At 68.8% G+C, this 17034-nt stretch carries 15 protein-coding genes; 12 read left to right on the top strand and 3 right to left on the bottom strand.

Translation table 11 applies throughout. The features are described from left to right. Positions 1 to 765 precede the first annotated feature (765 nt). A complete protein-coding gene (locus ACVBEQ_RS14875) occupies positions 766 to 1827 on the bottom strand; it encodes a LacI family DNA-binding transcriptional regulator (RefSeq protein WP_447154081.1) in 1062 nt (353 codons plus the stop codon). Positions 1828 to 2016: 189 nt separating this feature from the next. Between ACVBEQ_RS14875 and tsaB the strand changes: the two genes are divergently transcribed. The 3 genes from tsaB to tsaD are packed head-to-tail and all read left to right on the top strand — an operon-like array spanning position 2017 to position 4429. Beyond that, positions 2017 to 2841 carry a tRNA (adenosine(37)-N6)-threonylcarbamoyltransferase complex dimerization subunit type 1 TsaB gene (tsaB, locus tag ACVBEQ_RS14870; protein WP_447154080.1) on the top strand — a complete coding sequence of 275 codons (825 nt, stop codon included), beginning with the start codon at positions 2017 to 2019 and terminating at the stop codon, positions 2839 to 2841. After that, on the top strand, positions 2841 to 3311 hold the full coding sequence (gene rimI, locus ACVBEQ_RS14865) for a ribosomal protein S18-alanine N-acetyltransferase (RefSeq protein WP_447154079.1): 471 nt from the start codon (positions 2841 to 2843) through the stop codon (positions 3309 to 3311). Before tsaB ends, rimI begins: the two co-directional genes overlap by 1 nt. Continuing rightward, positions 3308 to 4429, top strand: a complete 1122-nt coding sequence (tsaD, locus tag ACVBEQ_RS14860; RefSeq protein ID WP_447154078.1) for a tRNA (adenosine(37)-N6)-threonylcarbamoyltransferase complex transferase subunit TsaD — start codon at positions 3308 to 3310, stop codon at positions 4427 to 4429. The genes rimI and tsaD overlap by 4 nt, the downstream gene beginning before the upstream one ends. A gap of 131 nt (positions 4430 to 4560) precedes the next feature. Here the strand turns inward: tsaD and ACVBEQ_RS14855 are convergent, their stop codons facing one another. Beyond that, positions 4561 to 6129 carry a DHA2 family efflux MFS transporter permease subunit gene (locus tag ACVBEQ_RS14855; protein WP_447154077.1) on the bottom strand — a complete coding sequence of 523 codons (1569 nt, stop codon included), beginning with the start codon at positions 6127 to 6129 and terminating at the stop codon, positions 4561 to 4563. Between the two features lie 103 nt (positions 6130 to 6232). Between ACVBEQ_RS14855 and ACVBEQ_RS14850 the strand changes: the two genes are divergently transcribed. The 4 genes from ACVBEQ_RS14850 (at position 6233) to groL (ending at position 9865) form a co-directional block, all read left to right on the top strand. Beyond that, positions 6233 to 6865, top strand: a complete 633-nt coding sequence (locus ACVBEQ_RS14850) for a TetR/AcrR family transcriptional regulator (protein ID WP_447154076.1) — start codon at positions 6233 to 6235, stop codon at positions 6863 to 6865. A 120-nt stretch (positions 6866 to 6985) separates the two neighbouring features. Beyond that, a complete protein-coding gene (locus ACVBEQ_RS14845; protein ID WP_447154075.1) occupies positions 6986 to 7432 on the top strand; it encodes a hypothetical protein in 447 nt (148 codons plus the stop codon). 315 nt (positions 7433 to 7747) lie between these two features. After that, positions 7748 to 8047 carry a co-chaperone GroES gene (gene groES, locus ACVBEQ_RS14840; RefSeq protein ID WP_447154074.1) on the top strand — a complete coding sequence of 100 codons (300 nt, stop codon included), beginning with the start codon at positions 7748 to 7750 and terminating at the stop codon, positions 8045 to 8047. A 195-nt stretch (positions 8048 to 8242) separates the two neighbouring features. Next, the gene (gene groL / locus ACVBEQ_RS14835) at positions 8243 to 9865 is read left to right on the top strand and encodes a chaperonin GroEL (protein WP_447154073.1); all 1623 of its coding nucleotides are present in this window, start codon (positions 8243 to 8245) and stop codon (positions 9863 to 9865) included. Between the two features lie 421 nt (positions 9866 to 10286). Here the strand turns inward: groL and ACVBEQ_RS14830 are convergent, their stop codons facing one another. Then, on the bottom strand, positions 10287 to 10571 hold the full coding sequence (locus ACVBEQ_RS14830) for a WhiB family transcriptional regulator (protein ID WP_447154072.1): 285 nt from the start codon (positions 10569 to 10571) through the stop codon (positions 10287 to 10289). Positions 10572 to 11164: 593 nt separating this feature from the next. Here ACVBEQ_RS14830 and ACVBEQ_RS14825 point away from each other — a divergent pair. From ACVBEQ_RS14825 to ACVBEQ_RS14805, 5 genes are all read left to right on the top strand, one after another. Continuing rightward, entirely contained in the window at positions 11165 to 11761 is a 597-nt protein-coding gene (locus ACVBEQ_RS14825; protein ID WP_447154071.1) for a LuxR C-terminal-related transcriptional regulator, read from the top strand. Between the two features lie 273 nt (positions 11762 to 12034). Next, entirely contained in the window at positions 12035 to 12637 is a 603-nt protein-coding gene (gene shbA / locus ACVBEQ_RS14820) for an RNA polymerase sigma factor ShbA (RefSeq protein WP_447154070.1), read from the top strand. Continuing rightward, positions 12637 to 14070 carry a hypothetical protein gene (locus ACVBEQ_RS14815; protein ID WP_447154069.1) on the top strand — a complete coding sequence of 478 codons (1434 nt, stop codon included), beginning with the start codon at positions 12637 to 12639 and terminating at the stop codon, positions 14068 to 14070. The genes shbA and ACVBEQ_RS14815 overlap by 1 nt, the downstream gene beginning before the upstream one ends. A 106-nt stretch (positions 14071 to 14176) precedes the next feature. Then, positions 14177 to 15775: an IMP dehydrogenase gene (guaB, locus tag ACVBEQ_RS14810; RefSeq protein ID WP_447154068.1), complete on the top strand. Its 1599-nt coding sequence runs from the start codon at positions 14177 to 14179 to the stop codon at positions 15773 to 15775. 137 nt (positions 15776 to 15912) lie between these two features. Beyond that, complete coding sequence (locus ACVBEQ_RS14805) at positions 15913 to 17019, top strand: GuaB3 family IMP dehydrogenase-related protein (protein WP_447154091.1); 1107 nt, start codon at positions 15913 to 15915, stop codon at positions 17017 to 17019. The last annotated feature ends 15 nt before the right edge of the window (positions 17020 to 17034 follow it).

Here is a 17034-nt window from a genome sequence, read left to right as displayed (position 1 = left end):
CCGCCACTCACCCCACCAATAATCAATGAGACGAGCGAAGGGAAATGCGGCGGCCAGAAGCCGTGAGCGGGTAGGGCTTTGTGATGCGGCGCCGACGGCGTAGATGGTGAAGGTCGAGCCCTGCCCATACGGCGCGCATGAGATGTTCGCTGTATCAGCCGGTCATGCCCGCACATAGCATGAGAGTACGACATCGCCTATGGCTGCGACGGTCTGGTGTGGACAACTCCGGCGCGAGCTCGTTCTTCGCAACGATTGTCGATGGATAACCTCGAACATGTGGATAACTTCGCCGATCGCAGCGAACCGTGTGAACTCGGCCTATTGTCGACGAGTAATTGAGGTCGTCCTCTCGGAACAACCCCTCTGTCGGGAAGTTGCGCGATGCTCCACATTCGATCTGTTCGGCTTATCTGGGAGGTGACCGTTAACGTCGGGAAATGGCGCGAACCCGCCGACGTCGGTTGTGTGCGGCAGGGATTTTGGTGGCAGATTCGTCGTCCCTTCGCGGCGCTGGCGGTGCTGACTCTGAGGGCGGCCGTCGGTGTCGCGGCCGCGGTCACCGTCTGTTCGGTGGCCGCCCTGCAGTCTGTTGTTGCGGCACAGCTTCTCGGGGCTCTCGCTGCGGTCCTCGCAGTCGTCACGGCATCGACTGTCGTTGGCGTTCGCCGAGGGTCCACGCCGGTGGGTCATTGCTCGATGGACCAGAAGCGGAAGGAACGCCCGGGCGGAGCCGCTCGCGCGGGCCCGATGTCGACCAGGTCGTCAGGCGCCGGTCGGGCGCTCCGTGTCTCTGGGCGGCGTGCTGTCACGGATGACCACGTCCCCCAACACGGTCACCACGACCGGGGGACTGTCGTCCTCGCCTCGCAATGGATGGTCCAGCGCGAGATCGAGGGCGCGACGGCCGATTTCGACCAGCGGCAGGCGCACCGTGGTGAGCGCAGGGCGCACGTCCCGCAGGGTCGAGATGTCATCGAAGCCAGCGACTGCCATGTCATCAGGGACGCGGTAACCCTGGTCTCGCAGCGCTGCGGTCGCGCCCACTGCCATCACGTCGTTCACCGCGAAAACCACGTCCACGTCGATCTCCCTGTCCAGGAGTTCGGTCATCGCGACATACCCCCCGTCGCGGGTGAATTGGGCGCCGATCACATTCTCTTCGGGAAGGGCCAGGCCTGCCGTCTCCAAACCCTGCCGGAAGCCGGACAATCTGTCCTCCGAGGTCACCAGCGACTCCGGCCCGGCCAATACCGCGCATCGCCGGTAGCCCAGCGATGCCAGAGAACGCGCGAGACGTGCTGCGCCGCCGACATTATCAATCGCGATCGTGTTCAGGGGGAGGCTGTTCTGGCCGATGACGGCGACATGTCCGCCGCCGACCGAGAACCCGAGGAGCTCCTCCGCCAGCCGTGCCGCGGACTCCGCGTCGTTGAACCGGGATCCAGCGAGGATGACGGCCCTCGCGCGCTGTCGACGGAGTGCCTCCACATGGCGGATCTCGACGAACGGATCCGACAGCGTCGACGCGATGGTGACGATCAGGTCGCGTTCAGCGGCTGCTGCCATGACTCCGGACGCGAGCGCCGCGGCGGACGGGTCTGCGATGTCATGGACGATCAATCCGACCGTGGTGGTTGTCCCGCGGACGATCGCCCGGGCATTGGCGTTCGGCGAGTAGTTCAGTTCAGCAGCTGCGGCTCTCACCCGGGCGCGGAGGTCGGGTCCGACAGTTCGCCCGGCCCCGCCATGCAGTGCCCGCGACGCCGTGGCGAGCGACACACCTGCCCAGCGCGCCACGTCGGCCAGCGTGACCTGTCCGGACACGTCGCACCTCCTGGCTTCAACGGGCGACAAGTGGGTCGTCGAACGGGTTCGGGCTGGCTGGCTGTCGCACAGAGCCTATCGGGATCGCGCTCTCACTCCCGTGGTGATTCCCAGCGGCGACGGCCGCTCAGGACGGTGCCGTTCTCGTTCGATCCGGGGCCGGACGCCGCGAACGTAGGATGGTTCACCGTGCTCGTTCTCGCTCTGGACACCTCGACGCCGTCGGTCACCGCCGGTGTCGTTCGGCTGCGCGAACCGCACGAGATCATCGCGGCTCTCGAGGCCGGTGCGGTTCTCGGCGACGCCGCGACACGGCCGGGTGCTCTGCTAGCGCAGGAGGTGGTGACCGATCCTTTCGCCCACGCGGAGCGTTTGATGCCGCTGGCGCTGGCGGCTCTGTCGAAGGCCGGCGGGACGCTGCGGGATCTGGCAGGCGTGGTGGTCGGCGTGGGCCCAGGCCCCTTCACCGGACTGCGGGTCGGCGTCGCGACCGCGGTCGCCCTGGGCGACGGGCTGGGGATACCTGTCCACGGGATCCCCAGTCACGATGCGGTGGCGACGTCGATGGCGCCGCTGTCGGGGGACCTGCTCGTCGTGACGGACGCCCGGCGTCGAGAGGTGTACTTGTCGGTGTACCAGGCCGACGGCAGCAGGGTGCTCGGTCCGCTCGTTCATAAGCCCGCCGGGGTGGCGGACCTGCTCAGCGAGAACGGCCTGACGCCGACCTACATCACCGGCGCGGGGACGGCGTTGCTCGACAGCGCCCGCACGCCTTCGTTCGATCCGATCCGGGTGTCCGCCGGCGTGCCGGGCGCAGGCAACCAGGCGGCCACACGCGACGAGGGGGGCGCTGGTCGGAGCGAAACAGCTGAGTACTCGCTGGCCCTGGGTCTGGTCGAACGCGCCGCAGTGCCGTTGCTGACCGGAGCGGTACCGGGACCGCTGAAGCCGCTGTACCTCCGCCGACCGGACGCAACCGAGCCTGGCGCGCGCAAATCGGTACTGGGCCGGTGATGGCGGTGCTGCGCCGCGATGAGCCACCCGTTGTGACTCCCGGACTAAAACTGCTGGAATGGCCCGACATTCCCGCGTTAGTCGAACTCGAGGAGATCCTGTTTCCGGGCGATTCGCCGTGGAGCTGGGAGATGTTCGCGTCGGAACTGGAGGCGGGTAACCATTACGTCGTGCACCGCGATGCCAACGCCGTCATCAACGGCTATGCGGGTCTGGCGCTGATGCAGGACGAGGCCGAGGTGCACACGATCGGCGTGCGCCCGGCGTCGCAGGGTGCAGGCATCGGGCGGAAACTGTTGCGTCATCTGATCTCCGTCGCGGGGACGCGTCGCCTGCTGCTGGAAGTGCGGACGGATAACGTCCCAGCAATTTCGCTGTACACCTCGGAGGGTTTCACCATGGTCGGCATTCGTCGCAGGTACTACCGTCCGAGCGGTTCTGATGCGTACACGATGGCGCGGCCGCGATGACGGCGTTCGCGGGTCCGCAGCAGAACGGCCGAGCCGCAAACCTGGCCGTCGGCACCATTGTATTGGGCATCGAAAGCTCCTGTGACGAAACAGGTGTCGGCCTCGTCCAGATCACCGAAGGCGCGCCGGAACTGCTCGGCTCGGCGCTGGCCTCCAGTCAGGACGAGCACGCACGGTTCGGTGGCGTCGTGCCCGAGATCGCATCCCGCGCCCATCTGGAGGCGATGACTGCCACCGTGCACGCTGCGTTCGCCGACGCCCGGGTGGACCCCAGTGACGTCGGTGCGGTGGCGGTCACCTGTGGACCCGGACTCGCCGGCGCGCTGCTGGTCGGTGTCGCGGCGGCAAAGGCGTACGCCGCCGCCTGGGACGTGCCGCTCTACGGCGTCAACCATCTCGCCGGACACGTCGCCGCAGACACGCTCGAGCACGGTGCCCTGCCGACACCGGCGCTGGCGCTTCTGGTCTCAGGAGGTCACACCCAACTCCTGCGGGTTGACGATCTGGCGGGCGACATCACCGAGATCGGAACGACCGTCGACGATGCAGCGGGGGAGGCCTACGACAAGGTTGCTCGGCTGCTCGGTCTCGGATACCCGGGTGGCCCCGTCATCGACAGGCTCGCAGCTGACGGCGATCCCACGGCCGTCCGGTTCCCCCGTGGCCTGACCGGTCCGCGCGACTCGCCCTATGACTTCTCCTTCTCCGGGCTCAAGACGGCGGTCGCGCGACACGTGGAAGCCGCCGAGCGGGCCGGTCGAGCCATCGACATCCCGGACGTGTGCGCGTCGTTCCAGGAAGCAGTGGTCGACGTCCTGACGGCCAAGACCGTCCGTGCCGCACGTGAACTGAACATCGACACCGTAGTCATCGCAGGCGGTGTCGCAGCCAACAAACGACTGCGTGAACTCGCTGAGCAACGATGCGACGCGGCAGGTCTCGAGTTGCGAGTTCCGCGACCGGGACTGTGCACGGACAACGGCGCAATGATCGCCGCCGTCGGTGCGCACGTGGTCGCCGCAGGCGGCCAGCCGTCCGACGAACTGCTCACCGGGGACCCCGGGCTGCCCGTTTCCGTCGTGCACGTCTCACGCGAGGCGGTCGCCCCTGTCGGTTGACCACCTTGCCGCCCGGAGCGTGCGCACTGACTGGGACGTTGAGGCACGCCAGGTTACCGACGGCCGCCGAGGTCACCGCTGGGCGGATTCCGACGGGCGCGGGTGAGCGGGGAGCTGGGCTCTGGGGATTCTCAGACCGGATCCCGGTGCCGGGCCGGCAGGAACACCAGCACTGCGATCGCGGCCGCACCGGTCGCGGCGGCGGCGACCAGCGAACCAGCCGTCATCCCGTCCAGGAATGCCTGCGAGGTCGCCTGCACGACGACCCCGGCTTCGGCCGGCGGGACCAGCGTCGCCGCGTCGAAGCCCGCGGACACCGAACGACTCGCGGCCGTGACGTCCTCCGCCGAGAGCGACGTGCCACTGAGCGCGTCGACGAGTCGGCCGGCGTAGATCGAGTTCATCACGGATCCGACGATCGCGACGCCGAGCGTTCCGCCGACCTCCCTGGTGGTGTCGTTCACGGCGGACCCGGCACCGGCGCGACCGCCCGGCAGTGCGCCCATGATCGCCTCCGTCGCAGGCCCGGCGGTGAAGGCCAACCCAGCGGCCATCAGCGTCATCGAAGCGACAATCCTTCCCCAGTAAGCTGAATCGGCCCCCGATCCGGCCGCCAGCAGGAACCCGGCGGTCATCAGCGCGAGCCCGGTGCTCACGACGACAGTCGTCCCGAATCGCTTCATCGCAACGATCGCGACCGGTGAGAGCGACCCGATCACCACCGCGAACGGCAGGGTGGCGAACCCAGCCTCGAGAACGCCGTAGCCCAGAACGATCTGGAAGTACTGGGTGATCAGGAAGATGAACCCGAACAGGCCGAAGAACGCGGCCGCGATCGCCCCGCTTGCGGCGGAGAAGCGTGCGTTGGCGAACAGGGTGACGTCGAACAGCGGATCGGCGCGCCGCGTCTCCCACCACACGAACAGGGCCAGGGCACCAACGGCGCCGGCCAGTCCGAGCACCGTCGCGGGTGACGTCCAGCCGTTCACCGGTGCCTCGATGATGGTCCAGACGAGCAGCCCGATCCCGATCATCGAACCGAATGCGCCGATCGGATCGAACCGGCCTGGAGCCGGATCACGGGACTCCCTGATCAGCAGGGCCACCGCGACACAGGCGATCAGCACCAGCGGCACGTTCACCAGGAACACCGCTGACCAGGAGAAATGCTCGACGAGCACCCCGCCGGTGACCGGCCCGAGGGCGACCGACAGGCCGGTGATGCCGGACCAGATCCCGATGGCGGCGGCGCGCTCACGTCGGTCGGGGAAGAGCGAGACGAGCAGCGCGAGGGTGGCGGGGAAGATCAGCGCGGCGGCGGCGCCCATGGCTGCCCGGCCGGCGATCAGCTGTCCGACGGTTCCGGCGAAGGACGCCGCGACCGACGTCAGGCCGAACAGGACGAGTCCGGTCAGCAGCATCCGGCGACGGCCGAACCGGTCGCCGAGGTGGCCCGCGAGCAGCAACAGCGTGGCGAAGACGAGCGTGTAGCCGTCGACGATCCACTGCAGGTCGCTGGTCGAGGCGTCCAGTTCGCGGCCGATGGTCGGCAGGGCCACGTTGACGATCGTGTTGTCGATGCCCACGAGCAGGACGCAGAGGCCGATCGCGGCCAGCCCCCACCAGCGCCGTGAACGGGCCGGGTCGACGGGTGGCGGCGCGTCCAGCACCGGCCCGGTCGAGTACAGGGGAAGCGCCATGAGGTCTCCTTGTGGAACGCCGTTCTACCAATGTAGAACAACGTTCTATCATGGCGACAGGGTGATGACCAGCCTTTTCGATCAGTCGGGGGAGAATGCGACGATGCAGTTGAGAACTGGGCCGTCAAGAAACGGCCCGGCCACGGCCGCAGCCAGCCGCACCCCCAGCCGTGACGTCGAACAGGCCCTGGTCGACGCGGCCGAACGGGTCCTCGTCCGTGAAGGACCCGAAGCGGTCACCGTTCGCGCGGTCGCTGTGGAGGCGGGCGTCGCCCCGATGGGCATCTACAACCGCTTCGGCGGTAAGGACGGCCTCGTCGACGCGCTGCTGATTCGTGGCTTCCAGGCTCTGCGAGCTGCGATCGAGCCGCGGGGCGAGTCGGATCCGTCGGAGCGGTTGATGAACGCAGGTCTGCGTTATCGAATGTTCGCTCTCGGTAACTCGGCGCACTACCTGGCCATGTTCGGCAACGCGATCCATCAGGACGCGCAATCCCCTGACGTCGGACCTGTCGCCGAGGCATCGTTCGGGGAGCTTGTCGGGCACGTGCGCTACGGAATGGTCGGCGGCGCCCTGCGTGACGGCGACGCTCACGAAGTGGCACAACAGATCTGGAGCGCGGTACACGGTGCCGTCCAGCTGGAGATCAAAGGCATGGTCAAGGTCCCGGATCCCGAGCGCAGTTACCGCGCGCTGCTCGAGACGCTGTACCGGGGGCTCAGCAGCACGGCGTGAGGCAGTACGGCTGGAGGGCGTCCTAAAGTGCCCTTTTTGTGCCCTTTCAGCGGATTTGCCTTTACCCTGTCGATGGTCGTCCGCGACCTGACGGGCCCAGCGGATCAGAGGAGTTCAACGATGAGCGCCAAGACTGCACACGATGCCAATGCCTTCCTGAACAGCGAGGCCGCGGCCACGCTGCTGAGCGAATTGCGGCAGGCAACCGACGGTCGGACCGGTGACCGGCTGTCCAAGATCGTCCGCACGGTGGTCAGTGCGAGTTCGCACCTGACCGCCGAGGAGGTGGACGCCGCGATTGCCGCGATCGCCCTACTGCTGGCGGCGAACGACCCCACCCTGCTCGACGGCGCCGCCGACGAGGACGGGCTGCGCGGCTGGCTGCATCATGTCGACACGGAACTGACTCCCGGCCGGCGGATGGTCGCGCAGGCGGCACTCGACCGGATGGAGATCAGCGCCAACAACGAGTGGTACGCCGGTCACGAGGCGAACGGGACGCTGACCGCCGCGCTCGGTGCGGTGCACCGCCTCCGCGACGGCCTGCACGACGCCACTGCCGGCTGACCCAAGGCGTCACCGCGCCGGGCAGCGGTGCTCGCCGGCGGGGGTAGCACCGACGCGTCGAGGCGTCTCCCCGCATGCATGAGCGCGGCTGGGCGGTGCTGACGTGCCCGCGAACCCCGGGATCAGCGGACAAACCCGGTCCGGTGGTTGAGACCTGGCACTCGCATGGCTAGAGTGCTAGTCGAACGGCACAGTGACGGCCCGGCACCCGCGACGACGGGCCCGATCCTCGCCGGGCACCCGAGAAGACAAACCCGTCGGCAGGGCCGAAAGGCGCTGTCACAGAGTCGAACCCCAGAAGGGGGAGGTCACACCGTGGCGAGCGTGAACATCAAGCCGCTCGAGGACAAGATCCTCGTCCAGGCCAACGAGGCTGAGACGACGACCGCGTCCGGCATCGTCATTCCTGACACCGCCAAGGAGAAGCCCCAGGAGGGCACCGTCCTTGCAGTAGGCCCGGGTCGTTACGACGACAACGGCAAGCGCATTCCGATCGACGTCGTCGAAGGCGACGTGGTCATCTACTCCAAGTACGGCGGCACCGAGGTCAAGTACAGCGGCAAGGAGTATCTGCTCCTGTCCGCACGTGACGTGCTGGCCAAGGTCGCCAAGTGACACCGACCGGCCGCCGTTGACCTGCTGGATCTCTCGGCAGACCGACTGCAGCCGGTCACACGCTGACGTTCGACCCGTGCCCCGGCGGCCCGCACCCGCGGGCTGTCGGGGCACGGTCGTACCAGGCGGCTCCACACATCTGACTCGATCCACCTGACTCGATCCACCCGAGACATCCAAGGACTGGACAACACCATGGCGAAGCAGATCAGCTTCGATACCCAAGCCCGCGCTGCGATGCAGCGCGGCGTCGACAAGCTCGCCGACGCGGTCAAGGTCACCCTCGGCCCGCGCGGCCGCTATGTCGTGCTCGACAAGAAGTTCGGCGGCCCGACCATCACCAACGACGGCGTGACCATCGCCCGGGACATCGACCTGGACGACCCGCAGGAGAACCTCGGCGCCCAGCTCGTCAAGACCGCCGCCACCAAGACCAACGACGTGGCCGGTGACGGCACCACCACCGCCACGATCCTCACCCAGGCGATCATCGCCGAGGGCCTGCGGAACGTCACCGCCGGCGCGAACCCGCTGGCTCTGCGCTCCGGCATCACCCAGGCCGCGGACCGCGTCAACGAGCTGCTCACCGAGTGGGCGACCCCGGTGGCCGGCGACCGTGCGGCCATCGCGCAGGTCGGCACCATCGCATCCCGCGACCCGCTGATCGGCGACCTGCTCGGCGAAGCGCTCGAGAAGGTCGGCGCGGACGGCGTCGTCAGCGTCGAGGAGCACTCCGGGCTCGGCACAGAGCTGGAGTACACCGACGGCGTTCAGTTCGACAAGGGTTACATCTCACCGTATTTCGCCACCGACCCCGAGGCCGGCGAGGCGGTTCTGGAGAACACCCTGGTGCTGCTGGTGCGGGAGAAGATCTCCGCGCTGGCCGACCTGCTGCCGCTGCTGGAGAAGGTGCTCGCCGAGAGCAAGCCGCTGCTGATCATCGCCGAGGACGTCGAGGGCGAAGCTCTCTCGACCCTGGTGGTCAACGCCATCCGCAAGACCTTCAAGGTCGTCGCGGTCAAGTCGCCGTTCTTCGGTGACCGGCGGAAGGCGTTCATCCAGGACCTGGCGATCGTCACCGGCGCCGAGGTCGTCTCCTCGGAGGTCGGCCTCAAGCTGTCCGACGTCGGCCTGGAGGTGCTCGGCACCGCGCGCCGGGTCACCGTCACGAAGGACGACACCACCGTCGTCGACGGTGGCGGCTCGAAGGAGGCGGTCGCCGAGCGTGCCGCGCAGCTGCGTAAGGACATCGAGACCACCGACTCCGACTGGGACCGCGAGAAGCTGCAGGAGCGGCTGGCCAAGCTGGCCGGCGGCGTCGCGGTGATCAAGGTCGGCGCTGCCACCGAGATCGAGGCCAAGGAACGCAAGCACCGCATCGAGGATGCCGTGCACGCCACCAAGGCCGCGGTTGCCGAGGGCATCATCGCCGGTGGCGGATCTGCTCTGGTGCACGCGTCGGCGAAGCTGGCCGAGCTGGAAGCCGAGCTGATCGGGGACGAGTCCACCGGCGTCTCGATCGTCCGCCGCGCCCTTTCGTCGCCGGCGTTCTGGATCGCGGCGAACGGTGGCCAGGAGGGCGCCGTCGTCGTCTCCAAGATCGCCGAGCTGACTGTCGGCAAGGGCTACGACGCGAACACCGGCGAGTACGTCGACATGGTCAAGGCCGGCATCATCGATCCGGTCAAGGTCACCAAAGCGGCCGTCTCCAACGCCGCATCGATCGCCGGCATGGTGCTGACCACCGAGAGCACCGTCGTCGAGATCAAGCAGGACGAGCCGGAGTCCAACGGCGGGCACCACGGCCACTCGCACTGATCGGCTGATCGCGCGCTCATCGCGCGCCTGAAGTCAGGAGTGCCGGTCAGCTGTGTCGGTCAGCAGTGCCGGTCAGCCAGGTCGGTGTGCCAACAGGTCGACGGGCCTGCGGGCAACAATCGAGGCGGGCGGTTCCCACGGGATCCGCCCGCCTCGATGGCGTTCGGGCCGCACGAACCGTCGCGACTCAGGACTGCGGTGCCCACCGGCCAGGTCGCGGGAGATTCGACGGTGCCCATGGTGCGATTACCGAGCGGTACGGATGGCCGTCATCCATTGGTGCGCAAACTGCCTATCGGACCACTACGATCGAGTGATGCCAGGCCGGCCGGTGGTCCCTTCGCGGAGTAGCTGTCGCGTGCTGCCGCCGTCCGGACGATGCCGGCGAACCCTGACGGGTTCACCAGAGTGCACAAGAAGCTCAGTGAGCGGCGGCCAGTGTCAGCATCTGAGCACGCTCACCCTCGGACAATCCGCCCCAGATCCCGTACGGCTCGTGCACCTGCAGTGCATGGGCCCGGCACGCGGCCATCGCCGGGCACTCGAAGCAGACCGCCTTCGCCTGCGCCTCGCGGCGTGCCCGGGCGGGTCCGCGCTCGCCCTCGGGGTGGAAGAAGTAAGAACTGGCCATTCCGCGGCACGCCGCATGCAGTTGCCAGTCCCACAGATCGGCGTTCGGGCCTGGCAGGCGCCTGGTGTCAGCCACGTGGATCCCCTCGCTAGCGATCAATGCCCCGACGAATCGAGCCAGGGCGAGAGCCGTACCGAACAGCGCTCCCGGGGCCGGGTCTGTTGTGACCCGGAAACCGGAGGTCCTACCGAGCCGGGGATCGGGGCGCGGCGGGCGTCACGGCTCCTCCCACCGGGCGTGGCCCGCGGTCAAAGGACTGCGGTGGCGCCTGGGGATTCGCCGTTCGGAAGCAGGATCCGCGCTGATCCCGGCGTTGTTGATCTCCAGACAGTAGAGCGGTTGGGGCCACCCGACAAGACCTTGATCATGAAATTTGTCGATCTTGATGAAGGGCTCGGGGCACCCCCACCATGCGGTGGGTCGGCGGTGGCACCCGGCGTGCGATGTGGTACCGGTCACGTTCCGGTGCAACGCCGAAGGGGCACCCGCAGCTGTCTAAAGGTGAGCGGTCGACTACTCTCCGCAGTGATAGTTCCGTCGTCCGGTGATCTCAATGCAGTTGGTCCCCGTTGGGGATCGTTTCGTTGTCGTGCCGGCGCTCAGGGGTTCAGTGGGCCGGCATCGATTGCAGTGCAAGTACCGTCCACACCGTCCGCAGGGGGAGTCACGTGACAAGCGTGTTGATTTGCGACGAGCGCCGTAGCGCTCGTGATGGTCTGACAAGGGTGATGGGAGCGGTTCCGTCCGTCGAGGGGATCGACTGCGTCGGCAGTGGCGACGAGTTGCTGTCGCGCTACGGCCGGCAGGCGGCGGACGTGGTGCTGATCGGCACCCAGCGAGCGTTGACCAGCGGCATCGAGGCGACCCGGCGCCTGCTGGCCATCCATCCGACTGCGGTGGTCATCGTCTTCGGATCGCCCGACGACACGGCGTCCATCGCGGCCGCGATCGCCTGCGGTGCAAGGGGTTTTCTCCGGTGGGACGCGACCCAGCCGGAGATCGTCGCGGCGCTGGCCGACACCCTGACGACCCCGCGACTCCCGGCGCTGCGCGACTCCATGGACGGTGAGGCGCCGCTGACCGAGCGTGAGATGCAGGTCCTGCGCGGGATGAGCCAGGGACAGTCGAACGGCGAGATCGGCCGGGAGCTGTTCCTGTCCGAGGACACTGTCAAGACCCATGCGCGCCGGCTGTTCCGCAAGCTCGGTGCCCGGGACCGCGCCCAGGCCGTCGCACTCGGTTTCCGTCGCGGGTTCGTCGCCTGACCGCGGCCTGACTGTTCAACTCCCGGGGCCGGGACGCCGCGCGGCGGTCACCGCCGTGCGGCCGTCACGCAGTGGGCCCGTCACCGCAGTGGCCCCGTCACCGCAGTGCGGCCGTCACCGCCGTGCGGCGGTCATTGCCGTGCGGACGTGGTTGCGGCCGCTGGGTACGATGTGGTCGCTGCGCGGGTGGCGGCGCATCTGCGTCCCGCCATTGCTGGACGTTCCGGGGTGATCACCTGGGCACGGCATGTAACGGGGGAGCCGCCGAAGGCGATGAAGCAGTCACAGGACGCGACCGACTCCAGCGACCTTGACGACCTGGTCGACCGGGCCGTCAACGGTGACGCTGTGGCTGTGGAGCGCGTGCTGGGACGTATTCATCCGGTCGTCGTTCGTTACTGCCGTTCCCGAATGTCCGCAGGACACCGTTCCCTGTCTTCAGCCGATGACGTCGCTCAGGAGGTGTGCATGGCCGTGTTCACGGCGCTGCCGACCTTCCGCCGCGAGGGCAAGCCGTTCCTCGCCTTCGTCTACGGCATCTGCGCACACAAGGTGGCCGACGCTCATCGCGTCGCGGGCCGGTCGCGGTCGATGCCGATGGCCGAGGTCCCCGATGCGCCCTCGACAGAGCGCGGGCCGGAGCAGAGCGTCGTCGCGCTCACCACGGCGCTGATTGTCGACGACCTGCTGGGCGAGCTGCCCGAGACGCAGCAGGAGATCCTGCGGCTCCGGGTCGTCGTCGGGCTCAGTGCGGAAGAAGCCGCGGAAGCTCTCGGCATGACGGCCGGCGCTGTCCGGGTCGCGCAGCATCGTGCCCTCGCCAAGCTCCGGCATCTCCTCGCGGCCGACGCGGCATTGTCCGAACAGCTCGTGTGATGGCGCAGCGACCCGGTTCCCACCGGGCCGACCACGCTTCGCCGCTGGTCGACCTAGACGTGGTGTTCGCCGACGACCGGCTGATCGACAGCATCGCGGCCGGCGACCCCCTGTCCCCCGAACGGGCCGACCACGAAATGGGCCTGCCCGGTCGTCATTCCGCCGGTCGTCAGCCTGCAGGACCGTTCGGTCGCGGGCGACACACGGTGCACACCAAGCACTCCGGACGTCCGTCCGCCGGGACCGTGGACCGGCCCGATGCCGATCCGCTGACCGAACTGTTCCAAACCTGGCGCTACGAACTCGCGTCCGAGCCCCTCCCACCTGTCCCGTCCGTGCGCCGCGCGGCGGACGCCGTCGTCAGCGGCACGGAGGAGCGGAAACGGTCGCTGCGCCCTGCCCTCTCGATCGCCGCCGCCATCGTGGCGCTGCTGATCGGGTCGGCGACGGTCGGGTCGAAGGACGCCGACGAGGATTCCGCGCTGTGGGGCATCACCCAGGTGCTGTGGCCGGAGCGGGCCGTGTCGGTCGCTTCCCGGGACCATGTGCGGCAGGCGCTCGACGAGGCGACGGTCGCCCTCGCCGCCGGCGATCCGCAACAGGCGCAACTGGCGCTGCTCCGCGCGGCGGTCGAGCTGGGCAAGGTCGCCGACGTCGACGGCAAGAGCGGCATGCAGCAGGAGGTCGACCAACTGTGGCGTGCGGCAGCACCGCGTGAGCTGTCCGGAACGTCTTTGACCGCAGACCCGATGACCGAGCAGATGCTGGCCGACGGGCAGTCGACTAGTCCCGTTCCATCGGTTGCTGAACCCTCGACATCCGGTGCGCCGCAATCCCTTCCGTCCCGATCCCTGGCGTCGCTCACGATCGCTCCGCCCGCGGTCGCCTCTCCGGACGGCGGCAGCTATCTGGCTGGTCAGGACGCCGGTGCGGTGGTGCCCGACCCGAGCCGGCCGCTGAACGTCGCGGGTCCGGCCGTCCCGGCGCCGTCCGAGGCCGGGAGTGGCCCCGTCAGTGGACCGACCGGCGGGGGTGGAGTCGCGTCCGCGGGCACGGTGGTCGCCCCACCACCGGCTGGTCCGTCCGCAACACCACTCACCCCGCCGCCGGTCACCCCGCCGCCGGTCACCCCGCCGCCGGTCACCCCGCCGCCGGTCACCCCGCCGCCGGCCCCGGTGACCCCGGTGACGTCGGCCGCTCCGGAGATGCCCACCCCACCGGTCGTCGTCGAGCCACCGCCGGCCGAGGTGCCGGCGGGATCGGTGTCCCTTGCCCCCAGCACGATCGGAACGACGGCCCCCGCACCGGCGCCCGCGCCGACGACAACCGGTACCGGGCCGATCGACGACACCTCGACGACCACCACTCCGGCAGGCTCGGATGGCTCCGAGCCGCCGCCACAACCGCCGGCCGAGGTTTCACCTGCCGGCTGAGCCGTAGCTGCCGGTCGGCCGAGCCGGCTCCCTTACGATGAAGGGCACGCACACTCGCCGGACCATTGCCCGGCCAACGGTCGTGGGCGTCAGCGGAAGGTCGGTCATGTCGTCGGTCACACAGCCAGATCTGTCGGGTTCCACCCGGCAGGCCCGCCCGAGCGCCGCCGCGCTGACAACCACGGTGTCCGACCCGTTCGAGATCAACCGGCCGACCGCCGGCGATGACAAATTCTCCACCGTCGGGCTGACCTACGACGACGTCCTGCTGCTCCCTGACGCGTCCGATCTGGTGCCCAGCGAGGCCGACACCAGTACCTGGCTGTCCCGCAACATCCGGCTTCGGGTGCCGCTGCTGTCCAGTGCGATGGACACCGTCACCGAATCGCGGATGGCCATCTCGATGGCCCGCGAGGGCGGGCTCGGTGTCCTGCACCGCAACCTGTCGATCGAGGACCAGGCCGCCCAGGTGGAGATCGTCAAGCGGTCCGAGGCCGGGATGGTCACCGACCCGGTCACCTGCCGGCCGGACGCCACCCTGCGCGAGGCCGACGACCTGTGCGCGAAGTTCCGCATTTCCGGGGTGCCGGTCACCGACACCGAGGGCCGACTGGTGGGCATCATCACCAACCGGGACATGCGCTTCGAGGTCGATCTGAGCCGCCCCGTACGCGAAGTGATGACGCCGATGCCGCTGGTGACGGCGCCTGTCGGGGTCAGCGCGGAGGCGGCGCTCGGGCTGCTGCGCAAGCACAAGATCGAGAAGCTGCCGCTGGTCGACGGCGACGGGAAGCTGCGCGGGCTGATCACCGTCAAGGACTTCGTCAAGACCGAGCAGTACCCGCACGCCACCAAGGACGCCGACGGTCGGCTGCTCTGCGGGGCGGCTGTCGGGGTGGGCGAGGAGTCCTATAAGCGCGCGATGGCGCTGGTGGACGCCGGGATCGACGTGATCATGGTGGACACCGCGCACGGGCACTCGATGCGTGTCGTCGAGATGGTCGCCCGGCTCCGGTCCGATGTCGGCTCGCGGGTGGACATCGTCGGCGGCAACGTAGCGACCCGGGCGGGCGCGCAGGCGCTCGTCGACGCCGGCGCCGACGCCGTGAAGGTCGGGGTCGGCCCGGGATCGATCTGCACCACCCGGGTGGTCACCGGCATCGGCGTGCCGCAGGTGACGGCGATCTACGAGGCATCCAAGGCCTGCCGGCCCGCCGGGGTCCCGGTGATCGGCGACGGCGGCCTGCAGTACTCCGGCGACATCGCCAAGGCGATCGCGGTCGGCGCCGACACCGTGATGCTCGGCTCGCTGCTCGCCGGTGTCGCCGAATCGCCCGGTGAGCTGATCTTCGTGGCCGGCAAGCAGTACAAGACCTACCGGGGGATGGGGTCGCTGGGCGCGATGCAGTCCCGCGGCGAGGCCCGGTCCTACTCCAAGGACCGGTACTCGCAGGATGACGTGCTGTCCGACGACAAGCTTGTGCCCGAAGGCATCGAAGGCAGGGTGCCGTTCCGCGGCAGGCTCTCCGACGTCGCACACCAGTTGGTGGGTGGTCTGCGCGCAGCGATGGGGTACACCGGTTCGGCGACGATCGAGCAGCTCAAGGACGCGAAGCTGATCAGGATCACCTCGGCGGGGCTGCGTGAGTCGCACCCGCACGACATCTCCATCACCTCAGAGGCGCCGAACTACATCGACCGCTGACCCGTCCTTCAGCTCCTGCAGCGGTAGGTGGGTGCCTGGCCGGTCGCCTACCCTTCTACGCGACACCCCGCCGTGGCACGTCTGCCCGGCCGGACGCGCAACTGCAAGGAGCAACGGTGCCTGAGGTCGAGATCGGCATGGGGCGCACGGCCCGTTCGGCGTACGAACTCGAGGACGTCACCATCGTCCCGTCGCGGCGCACCAGGTCATCGTCGGACATCTCCACCAGCTGGCAGATCGACGCCTACCGATTCGACATCCCGTTCATCACCCAGCCCTCCGACGCCGTCGTCTCGCCGGCGGTGGCGTCAGCGGTGTCGGCCATCGGCGGGCTCGGCGTGCTGGACGGCGAGGGGCTGTGGGCCCGGTACTCCGATCCGCAGCGGGAGATCGACAGCCTGATCGAACAGGGCGAGGCCGCCGACGACCACGACGAGCTGATCGCCGCCATCCAGCGGATCTACCACGCACCGGTCTCGGTCGACCTGCTGTCGGATGCGATCCGCACGCTGCGCGACGGCGGCGGCACCGTTGCCGTCCGGCTGTCACCGCAGAACGCGTCCACGCTCGCCGGCCCCGCCATCGCGGCCGGAGTCGAGATGCTGATCATCCAGGGCACCATCGTGTCCGCCGAGCACGTGCAGTCCAACGGATCCGCGCTGAACCTGAAGTCGTTCATCGCCGACCTCGACGTCCCGGTGATCGTCGGCGGCTGCACGAACTACCAGACCGCCACCCACCTGATGCGGACCGGTGCGGCCGGCGTCATCGTCGGGACCGGGCACGGCCGGACGACCACCACCGATGACGTGCTGGGGATCGCCGTCCCGATGGCGACCGCGATCGCCGATGCCGCAGCGGCCAGACGCGCCTACCTCGACGAGACCGGCGGGCGGTACGTGCACGTCATCGCGGCCGGCGGCATCGATTCCAGTGCCGACATCGCCAAGGCGATCGCCTGCGGCGCGGACGCGGTGATGCTGGGCGAACCGCTCAGCTGGGCCGCGGAGGCGCCGGCGCGCGGCTGGTACTGGCCCTCCACCGCGGCACATCCGGTGCTGCCCAGGGGCTTTGCGGCCCCGTGCGGTCCGGCCGAGGTGCCGCTGCAGCAGCTGCTGATGGGCCCCGCGCTCAGTGCGGACGGCCGGACGAACCTGTTCGGTGCACTCCGCCGGGCGATGGCCAAGTCCGGCTACTCGGACCTGAAGGAGTTCCAGAAGGTCGGGCTCAGCGTCCACGCCTGAGCCACCCAGTTGCGT

The sequence above is a fragment of the Nakamurella sp. GG22 genome (genome assembly GCF_052976845.2).
The sequence above is the reverse complement of the archived record's forward strand: the minus strand, read 5'-3'. Positions and strand labels throughout refer to the sequence as shown.